Annotated in this window: 26 protein-coding genes; 16 read left to right on the top strand and 10 right to left on the bottom strand. The window is 39.5% G+C overall.

Annotation, left to right across the window (positions count from 1 at the left end):
• Positions 1–52: 52 nt before the first annotated feature.
• Both VHE99_02900 and VHE99_02895 read right to left on the bottom strand, forming a co-directional pair.
• A complete protein-coding gene (locus VHE99_02900) occupies positions 53–916 on the bottom strand; it encodes a hypothetical protein (GenBank protein ID HVV67974.1) in 864 nt (287 codons plus the stop codon).
• A gap of 249 nt (positions 917–1,165) precedes the next feature.
• A complete protein-coding gene (locus VHE99_02895; GenBank protein ID HVV67973.1) occupies positions 1,166–2,284 on the bottom strand; it encodes a hypothetical protein in 1,119 nt (372 codons plus the stop codon).
• Between the two features lie 719 nt (positions 2,285–3,003).
• Between VHE99_02895 and VHE99_02890 the strand changes: the two genes are divergently transcribed.
• Together VHE99_02890 and VHE99_02885 are read left to right on the top strand one after the other, a co-directional pair.
• A complete protein-coding gene (locus VHE99_02890) occupies positions 3,004–3,222 on the top strand; it encodes a hypothetical protein (GenBank protein ID HVV67972.1) in 219 nt (72 codons plus the stop codon).
• A 149-nt stretch (positions 3,223–3,371) separates the two neighbouring features.
• Positions 3,372–4,238, top strand: coding sequence for a phage integrase N-terminal domain-containing protein (locus tag VHE99_02885; GenBank protein ID HVV67971.1), 867 nt, complete (start codon positions 3,372–3,374; stop codon positions 4,236–4,238).
• Positions 4,239–4,251: 13 nt separating this feature from the next.
• On the opposite strand, the gene VHE99_02880 is transcribed toward VHE99_02885, so the two are convergent.
• Complete coding sequence (locus VHE99_02880) at positions 4,252–4,530, bottom strand: ankyrin repeat domain-containing protein (GenBank protein ID HVV67970.1); 279 nt, start codon at positions 4,528–4,530, stop codon at positions 4,252–4,254.
• Positions 4,531–5,049: 519 nt separating this feature from the next.
• On the opposite strand from VHE99_02880, the gene VHE99_02875 reads away from it, so the two are divergent.
• Positions 5,050–5,763 (top strand): endonuclease, encoded by a 714-nt coding sequence (locus tag VHE99_02875; protein HVV67969.1) that lies wholly within the window; start codon positions 5,050–5,052, stop codon positions 5,761–5,763.
• Between the two features lie 32 nt (positions 5,764–5,795).
• Here VHE99_02875 and VHE99_02870 read toward each other — a convergent pair whose 3' ends face one another.
• The 4 genes from VHE99_02870 to VHE99_02855 form a co-directional block, all read right to left on the bottom strand.
• Positions 5,796–6,770: a response regulator gene (locus VHE99_02870; GenBank protein ID HVV67968.1), complete on the bottom strand. Its 975-nt coding sequence runs from the start codon at positions 6,768–6,770 to the stop codon at positions 5,796–5,798.
• Between the two features lie 2 nt (positions 6,771–6,772).
• Positions 6,773–7,939: a PAS domain-containing sensor histidine kinase gene (locus VHE99_02865; protein ID HVV67967.1), complete on the bottom strand. Its 1,167-nt coding sequence runs from the start codon at positions 7,937–7,939 to the stop codon at positions 6,773–6,775.
• Positions 7,940–7,950: 11 nt separating this feature from the next.
• Positions 7,951–8,721 carry a DUF3050 domain-containing protein gene (locus VHE99_02860; protein ID HVV67966.1) on the bottom strand — a complete coding sequence of 257 codons (771 nt, stop codon included), beginning with the start codon at positions 8,719–8,721 and terminating at the stop codon, positions 7,951–7,953.
• A 609-nt stretch (positions 8,722–9,330) separates the two neighbouring features.
• Positions 9,331–10,302 carry a hypothetical protein gene (locus VHE99_02855; GenBank protein HVV67965.1) on the bottom strand — a complete coding sequence of 324 codons (972 nt, stop codon included), beginning with the start codon at positions 10,300–10,302 and terminating at the stop codon, positions 9,331–9,333.
• Positions 10,303–10,555: 253 nt separating this feature from the next.
• On the opposite strand from VHE99_02855, the gene VHE99_02850 reads away from it, so the two are divergent.
• The gene (locus VHE99_02850; GenBank protein ID HVV67964.1) at positions 10,556–11,452 is read left to right on the top strand and encodes a hypothetical protein; all 897 of its coding nucleotides are present in this window, start codon (positions 10,556–10,558) and stop codon (positions 11,450–11,452) included.
• A 32-nt stretch (positions 11,453–11,484) separates the two neighbouring features.
• Complete coding sequence (locus VHE99_02845) at positions 11,485–12,714, top strand: MFS transporter (GenBank protein ID HVV67963.1); 1,230 nt, start codon at positions 11,485–11,487, stop codon at positions 12,712–12,714.
• On the opposite strand, the gene VHE99_02840 is transcribed toward VHE99_02845, so the two are convergent.
• On the bottom strand, positions 12,703–13,983 hold the full coding sequence (locus tag VHE99_02840; protein HVV67962.1) for a hypothetical protein: 1,281 nt from the start codon (positions 13,981–13,983) through the stop codon (positions 12,703–12,705). The two genes, VHE99_02845 and VHE99_02840, sit on opposite strands and share 12 nt — an antisense overlap.
• A gap of 172 nt (positions 13,984–14,155) precedes the next feature.
• Here VHE99_02840 and VHE99_02835 point away from each other — a divergent pair, with 172 nt between their 5' ends.
• The 8 genes from VHE99_02835 (at position 14,156) to VHE99_02800 (ending at position 20,151) form a co-directional block, all read left to right on the top strand.
• Positions 14,156–14,401 carry a hypothetical protein gene (locus tag VHE99_02835; protein HVV67961.1) on the top strand — a complete coding sequence of 82 codons (246 nt, stop codon included), beginning with the start codon at positions 14,156–14,158 and terminating at the stop codon, positions 14,399–14,401.
• A gap of 25 nt (positions 14,402–14,426) precedes the next feature.
• The gene (locus VHE99_02830) at positions 14,427–15,119 is read left to right on the top strand and encodes a response regulator (protein HVV67960.1); all 693 of its coding nucleotides are present in this window, start codon (positions 14,427–14,429) and stop codon (positions 15,117–15,119) included.
• Between the two features lie 95 nt (positions 15,120–15,214).
• Complete coding sequence (locus VHE99_02825) at positions 15,215–15,385, top strand: carbon storage regulator (GenBank protein ID HVV67959.1); 171 nt, start codon at positions 15,215–15,217, stop codon at positions 15,383–15,385.
• A 337-nt stretch (positions 15,386–15,722) separates the two neighbouring features.
• A complete protein-coding gene (gene umuD, locus VHE99_02820; protein HVV67958.1) occupies positions 15,723–16,148 on the top strand; it encodes a translesion error-prone DNA polymerase V autoproteolytic subunit in 426 nt (141 codons plus the stop codon).
• Complete coding sequence (locus VHE99_02815; protein HVV67957.1) at positions 16,145–17,431, top strand: Y-family DNA polymerase; 1,287 nt, start codon at positions 16,145–16,147, stop codon at positions 17,429–17,431. The genes umuD and VHE99_02815 overlap by 4 nt, the downstream gene beginning before the upstream one ends.
• Positions 17,432–18,108: 677 nt before the next feature.
• Entirely contained in the window at positions 18,109–18,306 is a 198-nt protein-coding gene (locus VHE99_02810) for a hypothetical protein (protein HVV67956.1), read from the top strand.
• A 468-nt stretch (positions 18,307–18,774) separates the two neighbouring features.
• Positions 18,775–19,164, top strand: a complete 390-nt coding sequence (locus VHE99_02805; GenBank protein HVV67955.1) for a hypothetical protein — start codon at positions 18,775–18,777, stop codon at positions 19,162–19,164.
• A 3-nt stretch (positions 19,165–19,167) separates the two neighbouring features.
• A complete protein-coding gene (locus VHE99_02800) occupies positions 19,168–20,151 on the top strand; it encodes a caspase family protein (GenBank protein ID HVV67954.1) in 984 nt (327 codons plus the stop codon).
• Positions 20,152–20,204: 53 nt separating this feature from the next.
• On the opposite strand, the gene VHE99_02795 is transcribed toward VHE99_02800, so the two are convergent.
• Together VHE99_02795 and VHE99_02790 are read right to left on the bottom strand one after the other, a co-directional pair.
• Positions 20,205–21,359, bottom strand: a complete 1,155-nt coding sequence (locus VHE99_02795; GenBank protein HVV67953.1) for a site-specific integrase — start codon at positions 21,357–21,359, stop codon at positions 20,205–20,207.
• 34 nt (positions 21,360–21,393) lie between these two features.
• Complete coding sequence (locus tag VHE99_02790) at positions 21,394–22,053, bottom strand: hypothetical protein (GenBank protein HVV67952.1); 660 nt, start codon at positions 22,051–22,053, stop codon at positions 21,394–21,396.
• A 157-nt stretch (positions 22,054–22,210) separates the two neighbouring features.
• On the opposite strand from VHE99_02790, the gene VHE99_02785 reads away from it, so the two are divergent.
• Genes VHE99_02785 through VHE99_02775 form a run of 3 tightly spaced genes read left to right on the top strand, consistent with a single transcriptional unit; the run spans position 22,211 to position 24,301 of the window.
• Positions 22,211–22,483: a DNA-binding protein gene (locus VHE99_02785; GenBank protein HVV67951.1), complete on the top strand. Its 273-nt coding sequence runs from the start codon at positions 22,211–22,213 to the stop codon at positions 22,481–22,483.
• The gene (locus tag VHE99_02780) at positions 22,483–22,821 is read left to right on the top strand and encodes a hypothetical protein (GenBank protein ID HVV67950.1); all 339 of its coding nucleotides are present in this window, start codon (positions 22,483–22,485) and stop codon (positions 22,819–22,821) included. The genes VHE99_02785 and VHE99_02780 overlap by 1 nt, the downstream gene beginning before the upstream one ends.
• Complete coding sequence (locus tag VHE99_02775) at positions 22,793–24,301, top strand: YfjI family protein (protein HVV67949.1); 1,509 nt, start codon at positions 22,793–22,795, stop codon at positions 24,299–24,301. Before VHE99_02780 ends, VHE99_02775 begins: the two co-directional genes overlap by 29 nt.
• The last annotated feature ends 368 nt before the right edge of the window (positions 24,302–24,669 follow it).

Below are 24,669 nucleotides of genomic sequence, written 5' to 3'. Positions count from 1 at the left end.
TTTTTTTGGTTACTCTGTCAGTACGCAAAACTTCTCTAAATTTCGGATTAGGTTAGGCGGTCTGATTGATTTGGTTGGATTGCATTTCCTTGTGGTATTTAATATAAATTTTTATATATTCAACTAATACAGGATAATCAACAGCATACTTGTCAATTTCTTCGCCAGTCAGGATATCTTCATCTATTTGACTAGAAAGAATCTCAAAAAGATTTTGGTCTATTTTTGTAAATTTTTCTTTACGGAAATATTCTCCTTTGCCAAGAAAGCGTACTAAAAAGCAAAGTTGTGCACATGAAACAACAACACGATTTTTGCTTAATCTCAATAATTCATTTACAGGATTAGAACGCGACCAAGCAAACACTAATGGTTCGCATATAATTCTAAGTTGATTTAAAGTGCTGCCTTCTTTATATGGAGTAACTCCAGAAAAAAAATCTGGATGATCAATTTTCATTATTACTTGTACAATTTTGTATAGGGTGTCTAAATATTTCATTACATATATTTCTTTGTGTTCGTTAATTTTAAGTTTCTTTGCTAAACTAATACTCTGTCTTAAAGAATTTGTAGCCGCGTGCCATTTTGTGTTTGAATTATCTTGATATGAAATTAGATTAATAGCATTGTTAAAATTATTTATAATTTCATTTAGAAACGTTTCAGACCTTCTAAAGACGGAATCTCGCCAATATATAAAAATTTGAAAAAGTAATCCTAAAGGCACTGCAATTTTTATAACAAAGTTAAAAACTTCTTTAATCACATTAATAGTTTGTGGAAATAAATTGAAATAAAACGCCAATCTGAATATACAAATAGCAAATAAAGAAAATAATACAATTAACCCTAAAAAGAGCAAAATGCTAAAAATTTTTATATATTTAGAAAAATAGAATTTGATTTTTTTCATCTCAATCACCGATTTAGTTTTGAAGTGAAAATCCAAGTCAAATCACAGCGTCCAGAATTGAATTGTGAATTAAATTGGTGGCAAAAACATTAATAGTACATCTGTGGGTCAAAGATTTATCAATAACTTTGAATTATAAATGTACTGATTCATCCTTCAACATGAATGGAATAACGGAGCCATCACTATCGTTCCGAAAACTCCGCTCATTCTGGGGATAGAAAAGTCCAAAATATTGTTTTGACACCATCACGCAATAATCCGCCTCGTACGCTCACCACTCGGGACGAATATCGGTATCTCACATTGCCAAGAGCCGACGCCTTCCAATTCAAGATCAAAGGAAAACAAGAGCCAATCTCCACCTTGCTCCGATGGAAGTTGCTCAACCCTCAATACGCGCCGGACACACCGCAACGATGTGTGCTGCTGAGTGATGGAATCGTCAGAAGGTAGGCAAGCTAGACGGATAACTTCTAGCTTAATCAGGCGAGACAACCATGGAGAGTTTTGAAATTTGTCGAAATACTCCTTGATTCGTGACCCGAAAGTTAGATGTAACGGCATTTCACCCCGCAGGGTAGACAGGCAGGTTTTAATCGTCTGTGGGAGTGCTGCTAATCCAGATAAAGTTGCAATGTTACCATTATCTAGGAAGAGGTCGTGTGCATGGTTGAGTGCAAAATCTACAGGAAGATTGTGGGCGTTAAGGCGTGGAAAACTTTTAAAAATACTAAATGATAAAATGATATCGTTACTATCTGTTCTCTGCCACTTTGGAGCAGCTGATAATTGTCGGCCATCTCCTAGCGCATTTATCAGTACAAAGCGGTCATATTGAGCAATGCGATCAAATTGCTCACAGAAATTGATGAGTGTGCAAAGGTCGCCTATGAGGAAATGGTCGATGCGCAGTCGCCATTCTAGCTCAGTAGTGCCGATAAGCTGACCAGTACAGACCAAATTTGAACCTATTGCCACGAAATCTATATCATCCTTAGAAGATGGAATGTGACCAAGTTTAGCAGATGCCCGGCGTTCAGCTTCTAACTTCATTGAGCGAAGCTGATCCGCCGTATAGCTCACTTCATCTCTGTCGACTTGCAAGCCATGATTTGCGCAAAGCCATATACCATTCGATATATCCTTGCGTTCCTCTGGCGTCATCGTGTCTAGAAATCTAGGGCCACCCGGTGAAGCAGCATGAATGTGAGCGGCTACGCCAATATTGATGAAAGCACTGGACGATTCCTCACTGGGCCCTGTAGTCGAGACGTCACATCCGGAAAATGAACAGCGATAGCCTACCCGAAGAGCTAATGCTCTCTTAACTTTTTCTAGAAACTCGTCACGTTTTGGTCTAGTCATATTCTCAAATTCCTAGTTTTACAATACACCGCGTCACTGTGGAAAGCTGCAGCTTTCCGCAGTGACGCGGGATCTACGGACAGCTAACCCTATAAATTTAAAATAAAATTTCCTCAAATTGGTCACGCCATCCAGATGACAGCAACAAATATACCTTAAAAACAATGCCAAACAAGCGCCCGCGATTTAAAAAAATAACTCTAATGTCCCTTGACTCTCATGCAAAATAATTTATTCTTATGATATAAGTCATTACTGCTAGACTCTAAAAGCAGTTCAGGCCAGAACCTACGGGGATGAAACTCTGGTCGCAATCATAAGTGGTTGTTCCCATCCATACTATAGCGATATCCAAATAGTATTTTATATCACACCTCCTCCCAGGAGTATCTCTCATTCCGAGAGGTTTTTTCACATCTACTAAGATGTATTCAGATTTTTTAATCCGAATATATTTCTTCCTAAACTATTAATTTGCAGTAATAAACGACATTGACTTGCAATGAATCTTATTCAGGTCTACTCACGTCTATTCTTGATACAAGAAATAATAGCAAACCATTATCAATTCAAGCCCTTATACATAACACTATGAAATGTGGCCAACTATTTTTTAAGAAATAACGAAATCATTAGCAAAACCGTAGTAAAAAAACGTCTATCAACGCAATATTAAGCCGATTCAACCATTAACCCCAAAACCTTAACAGGAGATAACTATGTCACTAGAAAATGAAACCCTTAACTCTGATTCACCCGAAAGCAAGCAGTATTTTATTAACGATGATAAGTTCCAGCAACTCAAGCAATGTCAGCAGATTATTTTTAATGCTATCGAAGTATCGCCCAGCTTACGCAAAATCGTTAATGAATTAATTACCCCAGAAAATCTGGAAAAAGTAACTAAGAAGTATCTGAGTGTATTTAAAGCAGAATAACTAGCAATGTCATATTTTATTTATTCAGTCATTAAGTACCTCACCTCAAGTCCTGTAGCAGTTTAACTACTGCAACCTTTAGCCAGACGGTGCCAAGGTTGGGACTTAACACTAACCGAAAATGCCGTCTTGAGGTACGGAAAGACAGAATGAGTATTAAATCCCAACTATTACGCTCACTATATAACACACTTAGCCATAGCCATGAGGGTGCTTACGCAACTCGGGCTGACCGGCAGGTGGTGTTGACCAGTACTATGAAAGAGTTGGTTGGGCTGGGATATAAAATTGCATCAGTCCAGCAGCTTAAAGAGAAACACATTACGGCACTGGTAACTTATTGGCAGAGGAAAGGTTTAACTGTGGGAACAGTAAAAAATCGCCTGGCCGCATTACGTTATTTAGCTAAACAGATTCGTAAATCTTCTATCATTCCTAGTAATAAAGCTTTACAGATTGGTGCTAGAAAGCAGATTGCCATTAGTAATAAATCCATCCACTCAGTAAATTTTGCGCGCATAACAGATCCTCATGTACAGATGTCATTGCAGTTGCAACGTGTTTTTGGCCTTCGGCGTGAAGAATCAATTAAAATACGGCCTCACATGGCGGATAAAAACGATAAATTGCTATTGTTAGGGGCTTGGTGCAAAGGTAACCGCAGCCGAGAAATCCCTATCCGTACTGAAGAGCAGCGCTATTGGCTAGAGCAGGCCAAGGGCTTTTGTGTAAGTCCCGATCAATCCTTGATTCCACCGCATAAATCCTATATTCGCCATCGAAATGTATATGACAAGCAGCTGCAACGTGCGGGCATTCGCTCTCATGGACTTAGACATGCGTATGCCCAGCTGCGTTATCAAGAGCTCACCGGACATGATGCTCCTATCGCAGGAGGTCCGAAATTTTCAGAGTTACCACCATTGATGCAGCAAAAAGATAGATGGGCGCGAATGGTGCTGACGGAAGAGCTTGGGCATAGTCGGTTACAAATTACTTCGAATTATCTAGGATAGGTGTTTGCTTGCTTCATTTTCCATAATCACTAGATAGCAACGACATCATATCTAGATGCGCATATAATAGCGCTATGTTAAGGGGAGTTATGCCTTCAATAGTTTTGGAGGCGGGATTTGCACCTGCCTGCAATAACAATTGCGCACTCTCCAAAGCATTAGCTTGTGCAGCAAAATGCAAGGGGGTCACGCGCGCATAATCCTCGTACCCATTAGCATCAAGGCCGGATCGTAATAGTTCTGCAGTTTTGGTGGCATCATCCATTTGAACTGCTTCAATCAGTTGTTTCATAAGAGTTCCCTCAAAATTTATATAAATTATCTATTGGTCTTCAGTAGGCTATGATTTTTTATGGTGGATTTCCATATACCGTAAGAGAGTTTTTATAATTAAATTGGTATTTATAAGCTTTTTCATTAAAAATTATAGGCTGCTTATATCTTTGTGATTGCAATGTTCTCTCTTCTTAGGCTGTTTGGCTTTTTTATAGACAACTCCAGTCCATAGGGTATGCTAAGTGGGCTCTAATGACTTTATTCACAAGTTTATTCACAGTTTCTGTGGATAAAATCAATCTATGAATTTAGGAATAAATCTAGATAAAAAACCTAATGCTACAAGCCTAATGGCAATGGCGTAGCCCCTGTATCCGGCCGGTCCTTCATAAAAGCTCTTTAGCAAGCCTTACTTCCCCAGAATATAAACTTTAAATATACAAAATCGCCTCTCCTTTAAAACTGCTTTTATGATATATTACGGTATTGACTTTAACCGTACTTTGCTATCTAAAAATTATAATAATAAGAATCCATGTCTAGATATATTTATGTGTGTCTCGTTAGCCTATTTTGGCTGATAACTAATAGTTATTCACTTCCTCCCACTAACTTCAGTCAAGCCAAGAAAATCGCCGGTCAAATTTTTAGTGAGAATCCCCAAACTTTATACTGCGGTTGCCGTTATGCTGCAGATAAAACAATTGATTTAGACAGTTGTAGTATGCAAGCTGCACAAGAAATTCCGCGTGCTCATCGAATGGAATGGGAGCATATGATGCCAGCGGAGAACTTCGGGAGACAGCTGTCTTGCTGGCGCGAAAAAATTTGTTCTGGTAATGATGAGAAAACCTATAAAGGCAGAAAATGCTGCGCAAAAGCCAGCAACGAGTTCCGGCAAATGGAAGGTGAGCTATATAATTTATGGCCTGCAGTAGGTCTGGTCAATCAAGCACGTTCTAATTACCGATTTTCCGACTTTGGCTTTAAAAGTTCAATTTCTAATTTTTATGGCTGTTCTATTTTGATCGACCACGAAACTAAGCAGGTTGAGCCTCGCGACTTAACAAAAGGCATCGTTGCACGAGCAAATTTATTCATGTCTATAACGTATGGAATTAAATTAAGCCATTCACAGCAAGCATTATTCGAGGTGTGGAATAAACAATATCCCCCTTCTGAATGGGAGAAAAAATGGGCTAAGCAGGTTGCTTATATTGAAGGATATATTAATCCTTATATTAAATAGCTGAAGAGATAATTCTCATTATCGGCAATAGCCTATTCTGTGTCTAAAAACATTTTGTAACTAACGATAGATGTTGGCTGTAGATGATACTTATCTTTTCCAGGCAGTAGGCAATAATAAATGTCGCTTTCGTCTAATCGGATAGCGTCATGGATAACCCAATCCTCTTGGGGTGGAACAAATTCATCGTGCTTAGGAAAAAACACCAACTTAGTTTTGTCGTGCAAGGCATGCAACGTCTGCTGCGGAATATCTGGCTCCCCTGAGGCTAGCTCATAAAATGTTTCCATATCGGCAGCGGTGCGGATGATAAGCCAAGTTTCTTTACCCTCGGTGTCCAGCATTAAAAAGCTCCCTGATTCTTCAGCTAGATAGTATTCAATAATTTGATATTTAGAGCATATCGTTTGAAACAGCCCGATCAATGCTTTGCTTCGTAAAGGATGGAGTGTTTCAGTGCTTAGACAATCCAGGATGGGTTTTGATACTTCCAGATAATATTCTCGCTGCAGCTGTTGGATATATTTTACTAACTTCGCTGGATAATCTGTGGCGCTTTTGGAAAGGAACTGATGGATTTCTTTTTGATTAAATGCCGTGATCGCCGTTTCCTGATCGGCTTCGCCGGTTAGCATAATAATTTTAATGGGTAATTGCGATTTGATATTGCGCGCCAATTCCAGCCCATTCATACTAGGCATATCATAATCTACTATTAAAATGCAGGTTTCTTCAAAGCGGTGGGGATTAAAAATTTCTTGATGCAACTGTGATAGCTGCACTCGAACTGAAAAATCCCAGATATCCTGATTTTCGAGCTGTAGGTATTTGGATAGACTTTGCTGGTGATGGTTGGCTAGTAGAAAGTCCTGTGCTTGTTGTGCAGAAGTAAAGCATCGGCATTTGAATTGATTGCCTAAAGCCAACTCCAGGCTAGTGAGAAATTCTGGGTCATCGTCTACGATAATTAGCGTAGTAGGGTGATATAAGACGGGGATTTGATGCATAGTTAAGCTTCCTTAGTTGATGGGTTTTTCTTAGGGAATTTTAAGATAAACTCTGTGTATTCTTGCCACCTGGATTCACAAGTGATGCTGCCGTTCAAGGCTTGCAAGGTGAGCTGACAAAAAGCTAATCCCACGCCGGTGCCTTTGTTGGTGCCGGAGGTGAAAAATAAGTCGAAGATATGTGGCAGGTTTTTTTCTTCAATGCCCTGGCTGGTGTCTTTGAAATGAAGGGTATTGTAGTTTTTAGATTGCTCCAGCCAGATATGAATATGCCCCTTGCCGGTTTTATTGATAAAGTAGATCGCATTTTTCAATAAGTTGAACAGCACATGTATCAGCAATATTTCTTGACCGTAAAAAGTAAAATCCTGCGCATCATTCCAGATAATTTTAGGCTTGCCGTTGAGCGGAAATATATATTGCGCCAATGCTTGGTTGATGCAGTGTCGGGCAGAGCATTTTTTGCTTGGCGCTAATTTTGTTGCATGGCTGGAGCGGATATTGGTTAAAGTCATATCAATGATGTTTTGTGATTGATCGACTTTATTTTCCAGGGTATCTAACACTTGCGTTAATAACTTTAATCGCGAGGCGGGGATAGAGGGTATAGCCAAATGATGTATTTTGGCGGCTTCATAACCGGCCAATAAAGCCGGCATTAATGCGCGAATGCCTTTGACGGCACTTTTAAGCGCCGCTAATGGTGTGCGTAATTCATGCGCCAAACTGGCGCTAATTAATGCCATACCTTTGAGTTGTGTCAGGCTGTCTTCAATGCGCTTTTTTTCGGTAATATCGGTAGCTACACCTAATACACCAAAGACAACCCCCTGTGGATCAATCAGCGGAACTTTATTAATCAAAGTCAGAATTTTAGTGCCATTTTTAAGGGACAGCCACTCCTCAGCGTTGGTAAGATGTTGTCCGGTTAAAGTTTCCTGATCGCCGGCGCGAAATTTATCTGCAGTATCGCCATCCGGCAGCCAGCCGATTTCATAATCGGTTTTGCCGAGAATTTCTTCCGGGCGGTTTAAACCGATGAGTTCTGCATAGCGCTGATTGCATCCCAAATACACTGACTCTGTGTTTTTCCAAAATATCAGTTGTGGTATCTGCTGAAAAATAGTTTCAATCAGAATTTTCTGGTCTTGAGAATTAAATACTTCCATGTAAACCTGTCCTAAGCGGTCATATAAATATAAATGCCGTCCAGCAATTGCAGCCGGCTTTTTAGGGAGAAAAAGGCAGCTCCGGCTGCTTCGTCCCATTTATTTTCATCTGTGCCGCACAGATTGGCGACTACCGTTTTTGACTGTTCGCTATGTTTGCCGCCATCCAGATCAATGTGACGCTGGAAATAATGAATAAAAGGCTGTAGTGAACGCTGCTCAGCAGTAGTTAGGTGTGTTAGTTGTTGCAGAATCTGTGTGAACATCAGCGAGGTAATATGTTCACGCCCAAATGCAAAGGCGCTGGCAATGATGTGGCTGTCTCTATCAATGAATCCAAAGGTATCGTTCAAAAAACGTTTGGCAGGTTTGGGTAAATCATCTTGTGTCAGTAATTGAGATAAATCGGGATTATTGCGGATGGAGCTAATAAAAGCGTTAATAGATTGTGTATTAGCGCCGCAGTGGTGCATGGCTTCCAGATAAAGTTGAAAATGGCTCAAATAGCGGCCATCAGGCAGAACATCGCTTTCTTCTTCAGCCAGCATGGTATGAACCAATCGGCAGCCTAGATGATCTGCGGGGGGTAACCATAAGGGCGGGTTGCAAGTCAGTTTGCGCTGTAACGCTTGCAGTAATACCATGAAATCATAAACCGCAAACACGTGTACTTCCACAAAGCGGCGTAAGCGCTTAATGGAGGTGATGGCGCTGAAAGTTTCATGCCCATTGATGGCATCCACCAAGGGTTGGACGATAGAAATGATGTTGGATAATGACATGCGCGTGTATCCCTCTTCTGAATAACTCAGCGAGAGGGGTAAACTGGCAAAGGGATAAGACGGACAGCGAGGCGTATTGCTTTGAGGGCTTTGCGCCCCGCCACCAATCCACCCTCTGTCAATTTACCCCGCCTATTGCACCTAAAAGCACTTTTCTTAAACCTGGCAACGTGCTGCCTCGCCTCCCGAATACATCAGGCGTTGAGGGTTGACTCAAGGAGCAACGTGGTTTTGCCGCGGGCGTAATACGGCCAGGGCAAAGGGTGGTTTTTGAAAAATGAGAAAGGATACAAAAAGGAATGTGACGCGGATGCGTCTTGGTGTAAAATTGCATTGTCTGATGAACCTCCAACTCAGGTTTGTCGGGAAGTGACCCCCCTCTGTGCTTGCTACACATGGGGGTTGCGCCTATTTGTAAAAAATAGGCAAATGCTATTATCTGCTGAATATTTTTTGAAAGCAATACCTGCTTAAGGTTTCTTTAATTAGTTTAATGCCTACAACTTCTGGACTCTTTAATTCCAGCACACCCTCCGCGCACGCCATAATCATGGCTGCTCCTAATCAGCTGAGCTTGAATAATTCACACTGTGTAGTTGGAGTAATAATCTAGATATTGATTTTTTTATATACCAATAAAGTCAGCGGGAACAAAAACTCATCACCTATAGTGAAAGAAAATTTTTCAAAATTAAATTTGAATTCTTTTTCAATACTAGATAAGTCTGAGTAAGTTAAGTAGTTGAGATAAAAATTCTCACCAATCGCAGGGTATGAAGAATAAAACCATTCAGATCGTAGACCCATATTAATTATTAAATCGATAGTCATAAGAGAGAACTGATAAAACATTTGCTGCAAACTGTAAACTTCTTGGGAAAAATCTCCTTCTTCTAGCATGAGCAATAGACCACACTTATCTAATTTATTAGCTAAATGACAGAAAGATGACCATCGAGCGCAAGGTTCTACGTGGTGCAAAACAAAACGACAAAAGATCAAATCAAAATTTATATTTTGCTCGCCTTTTAAAATACTTTCGTTCAAATTGCAAATTCCTTCCGAAATTTGCTTATTAAAAGGATCGATGATAAATATGTTAGCTTCTTTGCAATATTTATTCTCAATTAGATAATTCGCTACATTTTTTTCATATAACCCTGTATCTCCTCCAAATCCCAGTATGTTGAGTTTATTTTTAGGAGTTAATAACTTATCTAATTTATTACGAATATTTTCCTCAACTAATTGATCTCCATATTTTATTCCTTCAGTAACTTTCATTTTGTCAATGAAAATGTTTTGGTCGAAAAAAAACTGGCTAAGTTTTCTAGCTAAATATTCGAGATTTATTTTATGGGAAAAATAATTCTTAATAATTGTCTGATTCTGTTTAGAAAAATGTGTTAATTTATTTATATAAATTTCTTGTAGATAAGGAATTTTTTGAAGAAACAAGGATTGCTTGGAAACAAATTGATAGAATGATTCTCTTTGCAGGATGTTAATCAAATTTCCATCTGGCAGCAGAGATAATGCCTGTTGGAAAAACTGTTCATTATGATTTTGCATTCTGTTCATGATGATTCCTAAAAGATATGCACTATTTAAACAAACTAATATACATTTATACCATAGTAGCTATCTAATTAATAATAGATTTTTGAGAATGCTTAAATAAAAGGTTAAGGTTAGATTAACTGGTTTATAGCATAGAATTACCTATAAAGTTATCAGAATAACAAAAATGAATTTCAAGCAGATACGCATTGGTGTAAAATGATCTAGCTACGACCCCTATCTTACTCACCTGGATTCAATGAAATAAGAAACAATGATACAGCTTATCCCAGAAACAATACCCAGAGAAGACATTCTCATGGGGAAAATTTTTAATAATCGATTTTGGCGTCAAATTTTGACAGAAGTATGTCAGAAAATTGATGGTCAAAATATAGGCTTACAAGTAATATCACCTTTTGGTTTTGAGCTACTAGAAGATAGGAATTTTTTTTCGCGCAACTTAAGACGTTTTTATGCTTATATCGGAATACCCGGTAGAATTAACTTTGAAAAAGACGCTATCGCATCTGATTTTAAAAAATCTTTATTTGCGAAGTTGACTCAAATTGGCACCCAATTTATTGATGATATTGTAATTATATATGAAAATGAAACCCTGCATAAACTGCGCAACAATGACTATATCTGTAAACCCACTGATAAGTTGCTCGATATTCAAGTTCGCAGTGTAGAAATTGACATTTTAACAGACTATGCCAATTATATTATTGCTATTCTGGATGGTCTCTACCGTGAAAAGGGAGAAGGGAAAGATTACAATACTTGTGAAAAACAGCGCTGGCGTCTATATCAACTATATATTATGCAAGAGACTATCTTCGGCTATCTTTTGCCGACAATGACAATATCTGAAAAAATTGCTTATGGCAGCATTTCGACGATGATACGGAATTCAATTCAAGTTTTTTATGCTATTAATACCTCGACATCAAAACCTAGTTGGCAAGAAAAAGAAATTATTCATCACCTTATTAAACCGCGTATTGAGAAAATGTATAATGCGGTTAATAGCGAAAATAATCATCCTAAGATAAAATTATCTTGTAAAGGATACCATTTTGCTGATGAGTTGAATCTAATAATAGATCTAGATATTTATCATCGTGCGATAGATAAAATTAAGCGCACTTATTTAATGCTGGAGTAGTCGTTAATCTTAAATAAAAGGAAAATATTGATATGGAAAATGATAAAGAAAAAACGATCACTTTTAAGGCTTGGTATATTTGTTTAACAGCTTCATTATATCCTTTTTATGCCTTTATTCAGATGAATTCTCTTAATGTGTATGGTCCTCATTTTATACAACAAGGGAGTATCACTCTTGGTGAGTTAGGTATTTTATCAGCCAGCTACATTTATGCTGACGCAATTTTCTTACTTCCAGCCGGTATCTTATTAGATAAATTTAGCACTCGAACATTACTATTGACTTGCTTGTCACTAAGCGCCCTGGGAGCAGCTTTAATGGCGATTTCTCAACAATTTCCTGTGATTGAATGCGCTAGAATAATTGCGGGGATAGGCCATTCATTTGCTTTGCTAGGGTGTTTTCATTTAGTTGCACAATGGTTTCCGGCTAGAAAACAAGGGTTTCTTATTGGTTTAATTTTAACCATTGCGCTTTTGGGTGGCCTGGTAGCACAATCACCGTCAGAATTGTTAATTGAGAGATTTGGAATTCATACAGTTTTGTGGCTAAATGTTATTTTAGGATTGTTAATAGGGGTTATTATCTGGATAATTTTACCCATAAAAACAACGCACTCTAAAACTGAAATGCCCACTAGTCAATTATGGGAAGGCCTGAAGACAGCGTGGTGTAATTCTCAAAACTGGTTATGTGGTTTCTATACTTGTTTTCTTGGGTTGCCTTTAATGCTTTTAGGTGCTGTATGGGGATCTACCTATCTAATGACAACTAAACATTTAACAGCTCTGCAGGCATCTTGGATAACAAGCAGCATTTTTTTGGGAACTATCATAGGCTCATCATTAGTCGGATGGATTTCTGATACCTTACAATTACGTAGACTGCCTATGGTTACAGGGGCAATTGGTTGTTTAGTATTGCTGCTTGTGGCTTTATTTACTCATGGATTACCTGTGTCGTTGCTTATTATTTTGTTTTTTCTCCTTAGCATTAGCGCCAGCACTCAAGTCCTTGGTTTCCCTACGATTGCAGAAAGCAATCCTACAAAGAATAGAAGCACTGCTATGGGCTTTTCAAATGTAATCATTGTGGGAGGTACTGCGACCTTTCAACTGTTCTTTGGAGCTCTGTGGGCAAGTGTTGAGCTACGCAAATACGCAATTATTACTCTATTAATGGCTTTAATAATAAGTATTATCTTGGCGCTGTTAATTAAAGAAACCTTAGGCAATAGGACAAATTCATCATTTGAGTGATATTCTGATGCACCCATGGAAAAAGAGGCTATTATCCGCAAATCCTAGTTTTCCAAACTCTTTAGGGTAATCTAATAGATTTTTGTCACCCTTTGGTATATCCTTGGCAAGCTCAATTTCTGAATATTGGTCTTTTTCAGAATGAAAAAATTCATAGTTTACTTTATCACTTTTCGTCGCGCTAAGAAGTAAATCCATCATCATTTTTAATTCGCGTATATCTGCCATGTAGCTGCGGGGATTGCCTGACTGCGGGGCAAACTCCAACAAGGTTGGTAATGCTAAAGAATAATATACAGGTTTTTCTTTTGTTTTTAGATGGTGCGGGCACATTATAGTAGGAGCGTGCCTAATTTGATAATTATTTACATAAGCATGCTGTATTAAATTGGTTGGTGCGCTGGAGTTGCTATCCCCCACGGGTGCCAACCCTGGAAAAATTCCCTGTCCAATAGCCATAAGATGCTTAATGGTATTAATTATGTAAGGCTTGGGTTTCCAGTTGCGCCTTGAAACTTCTTTAGAAAATATTTCCCATGCTACGTCATAGCTCATTTGGGTACGACAATTATAGGATTGCTTCCACGCTTCTTGTAGCCAATATCTGTGTAATTTTAAAGAACTCAGATTATTTTCATTAGCCTCTAACCATCCTCCTTCAAAAAATAACACATCACAATACCACGCATCTTCATTAGAAATACGATGTGCCAAATCATAAAAAACATAATGCTGATCCAACAATTTTTTAGGCGCAAAAGTATTAATCCCATAGTGCCGTTTCAAACGACCATGGGCGATAGCGTCGGCAATTTTTGGCAACATAAAAATAGTACGTGCACCGGCAGAGATATTCCATACTTTTCTGACAAAATCATCCGGCGTTGGATCGAATGCCTCCCATAATCCAAAATTTACTCCACTGCTTAGCAGCTTAGAAGGCATAACACGTTGTTCGCTTTCGAAAAATATTTCTACAGATCTGTTTAAAATGAAGGTAAGTGGCACGTAACTATAACTTAATTTATTTCGAATCCTTTCTGGAACCTGCAGAGATGAAAGTGGAATCGTATTACCACTTAAGGTAGGCAAATGCATCACTCCCTGATTCAATATCTTATCGCCATAACGGTAGCGCGCCCGGATAAAACCTAATTTTGGACTAAATTGCTCAAGAATAGCTCCTAATGCTGGATTAGCGGCTTTAATATCATCTTTGATATCATCCCAGGCTATTTCTTCGACATTGAGATTTAGATTTTTTTTCATGATTTTGCCCTATTAATGCCATTAATATTTGGTTGAAATATTTGCAGGCTATTATTGTATGCTATTTTACCAAAAAAACATAGTAGTTTAATACACTCAAAAGCTGTGGCTTAATAGCACTTAAGATTTCATTAATCTTACTTCTTAAATTAATATGTATTGGAGACGAGTGATGGGTAACAAAGATATTTTTTATCAATCTATTTCAGAAAGCGCTTTATATCAAATGTACTTAGAAATGAAAATTCGAGATCCTAAAACTGAGGAAATGAGCACTTCTCTTTACCTGACTTGCATAACAATTCAAATCCTTGAGGAGCTGGGCAATAAATTTCCTACTCAAGATGAAATTGATTCTGTTGAGGCGCAAATTATACGCTTTCACAGAAGAAAAGAACTTTTAAAAAAAGTTGCGTAACTCCCAATAAATTGGAGAAGCATGTATGAGTAATAAAAATAGCATAACTGCCGAAAAGAAAACCTCGAACGAAATGCATCAAAATTTTATTCTTACACATCTTAACTATGCTTTTAGAATGCCGATAATTGGCATTTTAAAATCAGCGCAAATGATTTGTAAAGATAACTCATTGACAGCTGATTTACATGAGCATATCAATAATATTAATAATTCAGCGAATGAATTATTACATAATATTGATCGAATTAGCAATTTAGTTTTGTCTGAGATTGTAGCCATTAATTCTGGGAAAGTTTCTTCTAACAGCGAAATAGAGAATACGCAACACTTAATCAAACGTATTTTGTTGGTTGAAGATAACGAGATCGAACAAAAAATAATCTCGACAATGTTAAAAGAAATTGGCTATGAGGTGGATATCGCAGCTAGCGGCCAGCAGGCTTTGGATAAACTTCGCCAAGTTTATGATGTGATATTAATGGATATTGGCCTCCCTGATATTACTGGACTAACTGTAACTTCTAAAATTCGCACTGCAGAGTCCTCTCAAAAGAAAATACCTATTTTTGCATTAACTGCTTTACAAGATGAAGAGAGCAAACGTGAATGCTTAAATGTCGGCATGAATGCAATGATTTCCAAGCCCGTAACTGCAGATGTTTTAAGGAATTATATTGAGAGATCACTGCAATCACAAAAGCCATTTGACGAATAAGTTCTGATATCAAAATTTATACTGACTTTTTGAATCAATCAATCTTTTGGCAGATTTAATCTCTATAAGAAAAAGAAAAATAAGGAGGTTAGGCGGTGCCGGTATTAGTAATAGAAAAGTTAAAAGAAGCGATTATCATTAATAGCAATATTGAAATTGTTATAGCAGAAATAACAGGCTCATTAATAAAAATAGCCATTAAAGCACCACCTAAAATACCAATATATCGGGAAGAGATCTATCACCCCAATATCTCTTCGGGCTAATTAAATCGGTCAGCCCTTACACAGCGTTACTGACTATTAAGAAAAATATTAACAAGCTCAAAATTTAAATTATTCAATTGGTTATTCAGTGTGACGGCTTCAAACATGTAACCCGTCAGGCTGACCTTCTCAGCATATTAACCTTTCAAAGTTATCAATCCACCAAAGCATCCTTTTCAATATTTAATCCTGCCCTCCCTTGTCTAAGCGGGAATGGCACTTTACCAAACAAATCTGATAGACTTCTATGATGAATAGTTGAAGCCTAACAACAACCTAGGCCAGGAAGCAACCAAAACAGCAAGGAGCTGACATATGCATAGACAGGTATTCGCCCATGATTGGCGCTCTCATACACATCACCCCAAAACATGTCTTTTCTTTTCCCTTATACTCCTCCAGCGTAGCAGCTGGTTTTCCCTCTCCTGCAGATGATTATATCGAGAACAGCCTGGACTTAAATGAACTGCTTATCAAGCATCCTACTGCTACTTTTTTCGTGCGGGCCAGCGGCAACTCCATGCTTAATGCCGGCATTCACGATCAAGATATCCTGATTGTAGACCGCAGTCTGACTCCCGTTTCAGGACGAATAGTCATCGCAGCGATTGATGGTCAGCTGACTGTGAAACGCTTGCAAACGACTACGCAGGGTAAGGTACTCCTGCTGCCAGAAAACGAAGACTTCCCGCCGATTGAAATCAAACCAGAAAGCGAGGTTCACATATGGGGCGTAGTGACCAATGTGATTCATCCCGTGTGAGCTCACCCTCTATCTCGCCGATTTATGCTCTGGTCGATTGCAATAATTTTTATGCTTCCTGCGAGCGGTTATTTAACCCTGCGTTAAATCAAAAACCGGTGGTGGTGCTCTCTAACAATGATGGCTGTATCGTTGCGCGCTCTAATGAAGCCAAAGCCTTAGGCATCCCAATGGGTGCACCATTTTACAAATACCGCATACTACTCAAACGCCATCAGGTCGCGGTTTTTTCTTCAAATTACACTTTGTATGGTGACCTATCCCAACGCGTTATGGCTTCGTTGCGCATGCTATGCCCTGAGGTTGAGGTGTATTCTATCGATGAGGCGTTTTTACGACTGGATAGCTTGGCGCATTGCGACCTACAAAAATTTGCGGAAAATCTACGGGAAAAAATCTATCAATGGACTGGCATCCCTGTTTCTATCGGCATTGCGCCCACTAAAACTTTAGCCAAACTCGCCAATCGGATAGCAAAATCGCAAACTATTACCGGAGTATTTGACCTGCGCGAACCCCAATTACAACGCACCATACTGCAAAAATGTGAGGTAGTTGATATCTGGGGTATAGCCCACCGCACAGCCGCCAAACTGCAGCGGTTAGGTATCACTACCGCACAGCAGCTATGTGATTATCCCCCTAAAATCATCCGCCAACATTTTGGTGTTGTGGTCGAACGGATTGGCTTGGAACTCAAAGGCATCGCCTGTCTGACGCTGGAAAAAACCTTACCCAAGAAAAATATCATCGCTTCCCGCTCATTTGGCAAACCCATCACCAGCTATGTCGACCTGGCCGAAGCCATTAGCCACCATACTGCACGCGCCTGCACTAAATTGCGTCAGCAACATTCCAAAGCTCAAGCGATTTATGTTTTTATTGCGACCAATCCATTTCGATGCTCGGAGCCACAATATCAAAATGGCAAAATTCTTGGCCTTCCCACACCCACAGCCGATACTTCGCGTTTGATTACTGTTGCTAAAACGGCATTAAAAGAAATCTTTCAGCCTGGCTTTCAGTATTACCGGGCGGGCATCATGTTAATGGATATTGCATCAAGCAGTATTCAACAAGATTTGTTTCTGAATGATATGACCAATAACAGCTCAAAACAGGAAAAAGTGATGCAGGTCATGGACATGCTTAATACCCAATTCGGGTCAAAAACATTATTTATTGCAGCTGAAGGCACAGAGCCAAACTGGGTTGTGCGCACTAATAGCAGATCACCACGGTTTACTACTAATTGGCATGAATTGGCGAAAGTACTGGCCTGAGTCCATAGTTTTATATAGGCTAGATTCTATAGGGCGCCTCTCGAAATTACCAACAAAGGCCAAAATACGCTTTTCAGCAGTTAAAACCAGAGGATGGGGTACTTACGCTCCATGGTGCATCCATGTACCCCCGCTATCATCCTGATAGGGTGCGCGGATAATGCGCATATAGAGCACTTCTGGTTGGAGCTTAAAGCGAGAAGAGTTTTATCTGAATGAGTGTAACGATATTGATTGAACAAATTTCACACATCATGAGCTCTTTCATTTTATTTATAACTATGAGAGGCAAGGTGTGCAGGGAAGGGGAAAAATGTGATCGAGGCTCATCATTTTAGAATTTAGTTACACAGTATGTTGTCATAATCTTGATTAATCACTTATAAAGTCCTTAAAATATGTTGCGTAAATTTTGCGTGAATGAGTTGTGCATTGTTATGCATAGTGCTGCAAATTGCTGTGGGCTGACCGCCTTAAAATTGGTTAATAATCAAGTGGTTACTAAACAAGTTCCCGCCTCTTAATCAATAGGTCGTAGGTTCGATCCCTACACGGCCCACCATTAAATCAAAGGGTTGTGAAAAAATTTTTAAAGCCAATAAGCTTTTCAGTGTAATTTTGGTGTAATTGTAAAATTAAATTATTCGGATTCTTATCATCGCACAGAGGAAATTAGTGTGAAAAAAATGATCTCTCTATTTTTAATAATTATCTTTTGTCTTGGCGTACAGTTAGACGCCGCCGCTAAAGGTCGAATAGGAAGTAAAAGGATAGGAGGTTATACTGCTTCTGGAAAAGGTAGCCACTATATCGGTGGATATAATAAACGTGCCAGTAGCAATTATGCTAAGAGAACTAATAAAAAACGAAAATAAAAGTACCTTACACGCCTCATACCTGGCTTATGTTCAGTTAAGCTTCCCTCCAGACATAAGTTTTTCTGCGAATATAGAGCACCTATATTTAAATGCTAGTATTGATTTGCTCCCAAAAGAGGGCAGTTTAAGTTCTATCTTCTAACTGCAAATAAATCAATGAGTTATGGAAAATTCATCACTTTGATAGCTCATCAGCCAAATTTTTTACTATTTTCTCTTGAAAATATCAATTTAAGCCCCAGTTAATATTTGTAATGGAGCAAAACAGCCTTTCACCTCGGATAAAATAATGATTGATTCCTTTGGCTATTTATAAATCCATAATTATATCCCTAGGCTTAACTCATGCAACATCCTGAATTAGCAAGATTCAAGCCAATGTCTCTATACTTACTCGCTCGGCTTCTAGGTCGTATTGATAGTATAGGTATGAGTTGGGTCGCCATCTAAATAAGGTAGAAATCAATGCCCAAAAAACGAGTTTTTATTAGTTTTGATTACGATAACGACGAGTCACTGAAAATGCTTCTTGTTGGTCAATCAAAGCATGAAGATAGCCCTTTTGAATTGTTGGATTGGTCAATCAAAGAACCTATAAGAGGCGATTGGCAAGCAAGGGCTCGTGCGCGAATTAAAGCAGTTGATATAGTTGCAGTGATATGTGGTTTGAATACACACACTGCTACTGGCGTAAGCGCTGAACTTTCTATAGCGCAAGAAGAAAATATATCTTATTTTCTACTTTCTGGATACGCAGATAAAGCTTGTGTAAAACCAGTGTCTGCGAAAAATACAGATAAATTATATCAATGGACATGGGAAAATCTCAAAGTTCTAATTGGCGGGGGGAGATAACGGATGAAAAAAGCTCTCGTTATCGGTATTGACAATTACCCTCAGCAACCGTTAAAGGGATGTGTGAATGATGCGTTAGCAATAGCAAGCACACTTGAAAAAAATGGAGATGGATCGCCAAATTTTTCTGTACAGCTTTTAACAAATGAAAAGGCGTCTAATGCAGCGATAAGTGATTCTCTTTGTAATTTATTTAAAGGTGATGCAGACGTTGCCCTCTTGTACTTCGCAGGTCATGGCATTATAAGCCCAGATACAAATACTGGCCATATTGTCAGTATAGATGGAGGGTCGGGTGCTTGGGGCATGTCTATAGCAGACATATTAGGTAAATCAAATCAAGCTTATCCACATATCAAATCAACAGTAGTGATTCTCGATTGTTGCCATTCTGGTTTTATGGGTGAAGTACCCGCTTTGTCGAATTCACAAATAGCCACTATTGGCACTGGGGTTACAATCTTAACTGCATGTCACCGCAATGCAGTGGCAGCAGAAACTAATGGGCATGGATTATTTACCAGTATCCTCTTAGATGCTTTAAGTGGAAGTGCGGCCGATATTTGTGGCCGGATAACTCCCGCATCTCTTTATTCTCATGTAGATCAGATACTAGGACCATGGGAGCAACGCCCTATATATAAAGCAAACGTACAAACATTTGTGGTATTGCGAGAAGTAAGTCCGAAGATTCCCAAAGAAGTTCTTAGAAGATTGCCAGATTATTTCCCAGAAGCAGCTCATACGTTTCCCTTAGATCCATCTTTTGAGTCGGATCGTAACAGTATCCCTGAAAAATTCAGACATCTTCCTAGAGATGAAAGTAAGGAGCGACAATTTAAGGAATTACAAATGTATAATCGACATGGATTGGTTGTGCCAACTCAAGCCGAGCATATGTATTATGCAGCTATAGAAGCAACGGGGTGTAGATTAACAGCTTTTGGAGCTCATTATCTGCAACTCGCAAAATTAAATAGGATTTAACTGTTAATTACAGATCGATATAGAGTAAAACCCCTTTCAAAGATTAAGATAAATTAAGAAATCAAATGTATAAGGTTGTATCTCATCTCTAATTTATCCATTGCTGCTTGAATATGCGTTCCGTTTTGATGGCTATATCGCTCTACCATCTGAAGTGTCTTATGTCCGGAAATTCTTTTCACTGTTGGGAGATCAACCCCAGTCTGCACTAAATGAGTGATCGCAGTATGTCTTAATGTATGGCGCACTATCTCCTTGGAATTCAAACCGGCAGCTTCAATAACCCGGCGGAATGGTTTTTCAATGCTGATTGTATGACCGCTGTCTGAATTTGATTTGGTAGCCGGGAACAACCATATTTTTTCTTGGGAAACACCGTTTAAGTGATCAGATAAGATTTGAGCCAGACGTTTGGTAATCGGCTGTTGGCGAGAGCCTGCTTTAGCTTGCGGGATATGAATGATGCGTCGTTCTAAGTCGATATGCTCTATTTTGATAGATAAAATCTCCATTCGGCGCATGGCGGTTTCAAGTCCAATCATGATGAACAGATAAACTTGTGGATGAGGGTCATTTTTTGCGGCTTCCAGCACTCGACTGACTTGCTCTGAGGTTAGGTAAGTAATTTTGCTTTGATTTTCTTTAAGTCGTTTAATATTACCGGTTTTTTTGTCCAGCCATTGCCACTCAATAGCTTTATTAAATAGATGCGAAATGGTGGCTAGTTCACGATTAATTGTACTCGGTTTTACATTGCTCTCCTGACGCAGTTTCTTATAACATTCGATATCTGAAGTGCTAATTTTATTTAGAGCCAGTTCACCAAAAAACGGAATCAGGTGTAATTTCATTTGCAGACGCTTAACTCTTAAATTTTTACCCCCTTCGTGTTGTTGCTTTTCCAGATATTTCAAGGCAGCTTCTTTGAAATTAAAAATAAGCTTACGCCCTTTAGGAAGGTTTAGCCGATCGTCTTTGGCATCACGGCGAATTTTTTCAATAAATTCCTCTGCCTGTGTGCGGGTTGTTCCATCAGACTCTCGTCCGACCACCCGATGAATCCTTTGTCCATCCACCATAATATTTACAGAATAAACACCATCACCGTTGGCTAGACGTTCAAAGCTGATACCATGCTCCATGAGTTTCTGTCCGGGAGCCAATTTACGCAGTTCAGTACGTGCTAATTTATTGAACTTTAATGACATAAGAAATTCCTCTTCTATTTTTATATCAAACTAATTACAGATTTTTGATTTTTCGCTGCACTTCGGTAACTCCTGGATAATGCACAGGCTTCTTTACCTTCTGCCCAACACCACGTGCCGATTCCCATAGTTTACTGGCTGGTTTATTTCCCGCTGCGATTTCATTAAGCAACGGCCAGTATTCATGTAAATGCTCACGAATTATCCCAGAGTATGCTGTTACCGGTAGCCAACGTTTACTGACCACTTTGCCTTTCTCATTTTTCACATCGATCTGAAAATGCTGCCAGAAGTATTCACAGGTTCTGATTAATACCCATAGCTTCTCTTCATAATCACTCAATAAGTCTGGTGCGCAAAGTGCAAATGCCACAAAACGGTCAGCTTCGTCCGGTTCCCACATCTGCCGAACAGCTTTTTCTACAGTAGTATGTACCTGCGGAGGAGCAGTAGGCAATATAAATGAGCCATGTGCCTGCTCCCGAGGAGTCATTTTTATTTTGGACTCTTTGGCTGCTTTTTCAATCAATCCTTCAATAAAACTGGAAACCGTGCGCCGTTCCAGGCGTGCCATTAATTCCACAGTAAATCGCAATTTTGGATTTAAACGTGCCTGAAGTATTTCACTGCGATTTAATTTTCCACCTGCACCTTTTCTTTTGATTAAATTTGCTGATGTTTTTTTATTACTCATTAAGTTATCTCATCATTTATTTACGTTGATTTTAAAGAGCAGAACAATTGTTCTGACTTATTCTAAATGGCGTTGTAGTATTTTACAACACGGTATTCATCGATTATCCTGCTCGATATCAACACTTAATTATTTATCCATTGAAGGAGATATTTTTATGATGAGCGCCAATGCTGAAACTCTCAAGATTGAAATGTATCCGGATGGTCGCCTGAATGCGAAAAATGCTGCGATCTATATCGGCTACTCTGTGAAAACTCTCGCAATGAAGCGATGCAAGGGCGATGGTCCCAGCTTTATTAAAATGGGGTACATCTATTATTTTCGCGCTGATCTGGATGCCTGGATTGATGCACAGGGAAAGCAGACCAGCACTGCTCAGCAACTACACAAGCGACATCTGAATATTGTGACCATGGGAGAAAAATAATGGCGGCTCAATTATCTCCTTCCGTCCCTTGCGACCTGGTTAAGTTGGATATTCACGATCCTGTTTTACTGGCGGTAGATTGGCCAAGCTGGGATTGCATTCATCGATTCAATGGACAGTGCCGTTATTACGCTGAAACACCGACAGTAGAGAATCTTAGTTTTTGTTTTCAGCGTGAAGTATGGATTCTATATGCAAGACGTGCTTCTCTTCGACGCGTATTGCATCTGGGATATGCCGTGCAAGCGAATAACGCCCAGAAAATTCTGTTGATTTTACTGGCTGATTCTCTGATACAAGGAAATAAATATGCTGGATATGTCCGCACCGCTCATTGAATTACCGCCGTTGACTGACCCAGCCGCCTGGGAGTCGCCGTTATTATTTACAGAATTGGAGACACCTGAGATCGTTGCCGATTACCTCCCCGACACGTTGCGAGACTTTGCCAAAGCGTTAGCCTGTGCTACTGAAACGCCAGAAGCACTGAGTGTCATGACGGTGCTGGGTACAATCTCTACCATATCAGCCAAACACGTATTCATTAATCCTAAACCCGGCTGGCATGAACCCATTAATATTTATACGCTCATTGCTCTGCCTCCAGCTAATCATAAGTCCGTAGTATTGAAACAGTGCCTGAAGCCTTTAATTGACTGGGAACAGCAGCAGATCAGTGAACAAGAACCCGCCATCAAGAAAAAGATTTCCGAACGCAAAACTCAGGAAAAAATTATTGATAACCTGCGTATCAAGGCGGCAAAAACCAATGACTCATTCGAGCAAAAGCAGCTTATTCAGGAAATCACCGCTTTAGAAACAACACTGCCCTCGATTCCGATGTTACCTACGCTATTCACCAATGATGCCACGCCAGAGTCCTTAGCTAATTTAATCTCTGAGCAGCAAGGCAGGCTGGCAATCATTTCCGATGAGGGCGGGATTGTGGAGACTCTGGCCGGTTTGTACAGTAATGGTTCGGCTAATATTGATATTTTGCTCAAAGGTATCGATGGCGGTGAGGTACGCATTCGCCGCAAAGACCGCGCTATTCGTTTAAACCCCTATTTAACAGTATTGTTAGCGGTACAACCGGCCATTATCCAGAACATGAGCGAGAAACGCCTCTACACCGGTAGTGGTGTTTTAGAGCGTTTCCTATATGTACTTCCCAAAAGCCAACTAGGTTACCGTACGCATAATACGCCTGCCGTTGCCGAGTCTGTTCAAGCGAGTTATCACAATAAAATCACCAACCTCCTAAACAGCTTTGCTAACGCACACAAAATTTCGGTAAGCCATACACTTACCTTATCAGCAAAAGCTTATCAATTATGGCGCGAATTCCAGGCAACCATTGAAAAGGAATTAAGACCGGAAGGCAATCTGGCTAATTGCCCTGGCTGGGGCGGAAAGATTTGTGGTTTTTCCTTGAGAATTGCAGGCTTACTACATGTTGCCGAATTTGAAACCGGCAATCTTACTATCAATGAAAGTACCATGAGAAATGCACTGACCATAGCTGAGCTATTAACCCAACATGCTGCAGCTGCTTTTAACCTGATGGGTGTGGATGCGGCGGTTGAAGACGCCAAGGTGATTTTGCAGTGGATACAGTCTCAAGCGCATAAAACATTCCGGCAAACGGAATTAGTCCTGGCCATGCGTAACCGAAAGCTGGGCAAGCCAGAACGGTTATCCAAAGCCCTCCACGTACTTTATCAACGCAACATCATCAGTTCCCCAATAAAGATTGCCACTACCAAGAAACCTACCACCGTTTATCAAGTGAATCCCCGGCTATTCTTCAATTCATAAACAGCAACCTAACCAGAAAAAGTGAAATAAGTGAAACTTGTTACCCTGCAACAGGAATAAATTTCACTTATTTCACTTTTTCTTGTACCAGGAGGAATTTAAAAAATCTTGTTGCGCCTGTGGGTATGTGGGCGAGAAGTCAGTGAATGGGGGCAAGCTGTGGGTAACGCGGTAGCGTTATCCATAGTTTGTCCCCATGTTCCGTAGGACGCTGACTGTTCCGAAGGATCGAGTAAGCCAGTCGCATTACTGCTGCTGGCTCCTCTAAGAACGCAGCATGCGACTTTCACCGCACTACGCTCAAGCATTTTTAAGACTAAATGTGATTTAGTCCGGTCACCTCATCTGGTAGCCACTATGTCCCGAAT

Source organism: Gammaproteobacteria bacterium (genome assembly GCA_035546635.1).
GTDB lineage: Bacteria > Pseudomonadota > Gammaproteobacteria > JAURND01 > JAURND01 > DASZWJ01.
This window is presented reverse-complemented; position numbering and strand designations above follow the sequence as displayed.

Bases quoted from the DNA above. Each gene is read 5' to 3' on its own strand.
- VHE99_02900 (HVV67974.1), bottom strand. From the start codon at position 916: ATGAAAAAAATCAAATTCTATTTTTCTAAATATATAAAAATTTTTAGC.
- VHE99_02895 (HVV67973.1), bottom strand. From the start codon at position 2,284: ATGACTAGACCAAAACGTGACGAGTTTCTAGAAAAAGTTAAGAGAGCA.
- VHE99_02890 (HVV67972.1), top strand. From the start codon at position 3,004: ATGTCACTAGAAAATGAAACCCTTAACTCTGATTCACCCGAAAGCAAG.
- VHE99_02885 (HVV67971.1), top strand. From the start codon at position 3,372: ATGAGTATTAAATCCCAACTATTACGCTCACTATATAACACACTTAGC.
- VHE99_02880 (HVV67970.1), bottom strand. From the start codon at position 4,530: ATGAAACAACTGATTGAAGCAGTTCAAATGGATGATGCCACCAAAACT.
- VHE99_02875 (HVV67969.1), top strand. From the start codon at position 5,050: ATGTCTAGATATATTTATGTGTGTCTCGTTAGCCTATTTTGGCTGATA.
- VHE99_02870 (HVV67968.1), bottom strand. From the start codon at position 6,770: ATGCATCAAATCCCCGTCTTATATCACCCTACTACGCTAATTATCGTA.
- VHE99_02865 (HVV67967.1), bottom strand. From the start codon at position 7,939: ATGGAAGTATTTAATTCTCAAGACCAGAAAATTCTGATTGAAACTATT.
- VHE99_02860 (HVV67966.1), bottom strand. From the start codon at position 8,721: ATGTCATTATCCAACATCATTTCTATCGTCCAACCCTTGGTGGATGCC.
- VHE99_02855 (HVV67965.1), bottom strand. From the start codon at position 10,302: ATGAACAGAATGCAAAATCATAATGAACAGTTTTTCCAACAGGCATTA.
- VHE99_02850 (HVV67964.1), top strand. From the start codon at position 10,556: ATGATACAGCTTATCCCAGAAACAATACCCAGAGAAGACATTCTCATG.
- VHE99_02845 (HVV67963.1), top strand. From the start codon at position 11,485: ATGGAAAATGATAAAGAAAAAACGATCACTTTTAAGGCTTGGTATATT.
- VHE99_02840 (HVV67962.1), bottom strand. From the start codon at position 13,983: ATGAAAAAAAATCTAAATCTCAATGTCGAAGAAATAGCCTGGGATGAT.
- VHE99_02835 (HVV67961.1), top strand. From the start codon at position 14,156: ATGGGTAACAAAGATATTTTTTATCAATCTATTTCAGAAAGCGCTTTA.
- VHE99_02830 (HVV67960.1), top strand. From the start codon at position 14,427: ATGAGTAATAAAAATAGCATAACTGCCGAAAAGAAAACCTCGAACGAA.
- umuD (HVV67958.1), top strand. From the start codon at position 15,723: ATGATTGGCGCTCTCATACACATCACCCCAAAACATGTCTTTTCTTTT.
- VHE99_02805 (HVV67955.1), top strand. From the start codon at position 18,775: ATGCCCAAAAAACGAGTTTTTATTAGTTTTGATTACGATAACGACGAG.
- VHE99_02800 (HVV67954.1), top strand. From the start codon at position 19,168: ATGAAAAAAGCTCTCGTTATCGGTATTGACAATTACCCTCAGCAACCG.
- VHE99_02795 (HVV67953.1), bottom strand. From the start codon at position 21,359: ATGTCATTAAAGTTCAATAAATTAGCACGTACTGAACTGCGTAAATTG.
- VHE99_02790 (HVV67952.1), bottom strand. From the start codon at position 22,053: ATGAGTAATAAAAAAACATCAGCAAATTTAATCAAAAGAAAAGGTGCA.
- VHE99_02785 (HVV67951.1), top strand. From the start codon at position 22,211: ATGATGAGCGCCAATGCTGAAACTCTCAAGATTGAAATGTATCCGGAT.
- VHE99_02780 (HVV67950.1), top strand. From the start codon at position 22,483: ATGGCGGCTCAATTATCTCCTTCCGTCCCTTGCGACCTGGTTAAGTTG.
- VHE99_02775 (HVV67949.1), top strand. From the start codon at position 22,793: ATGCTGGATATGTCCGCACCGCTCATTGAATTACCGCCGTTGACTGAC.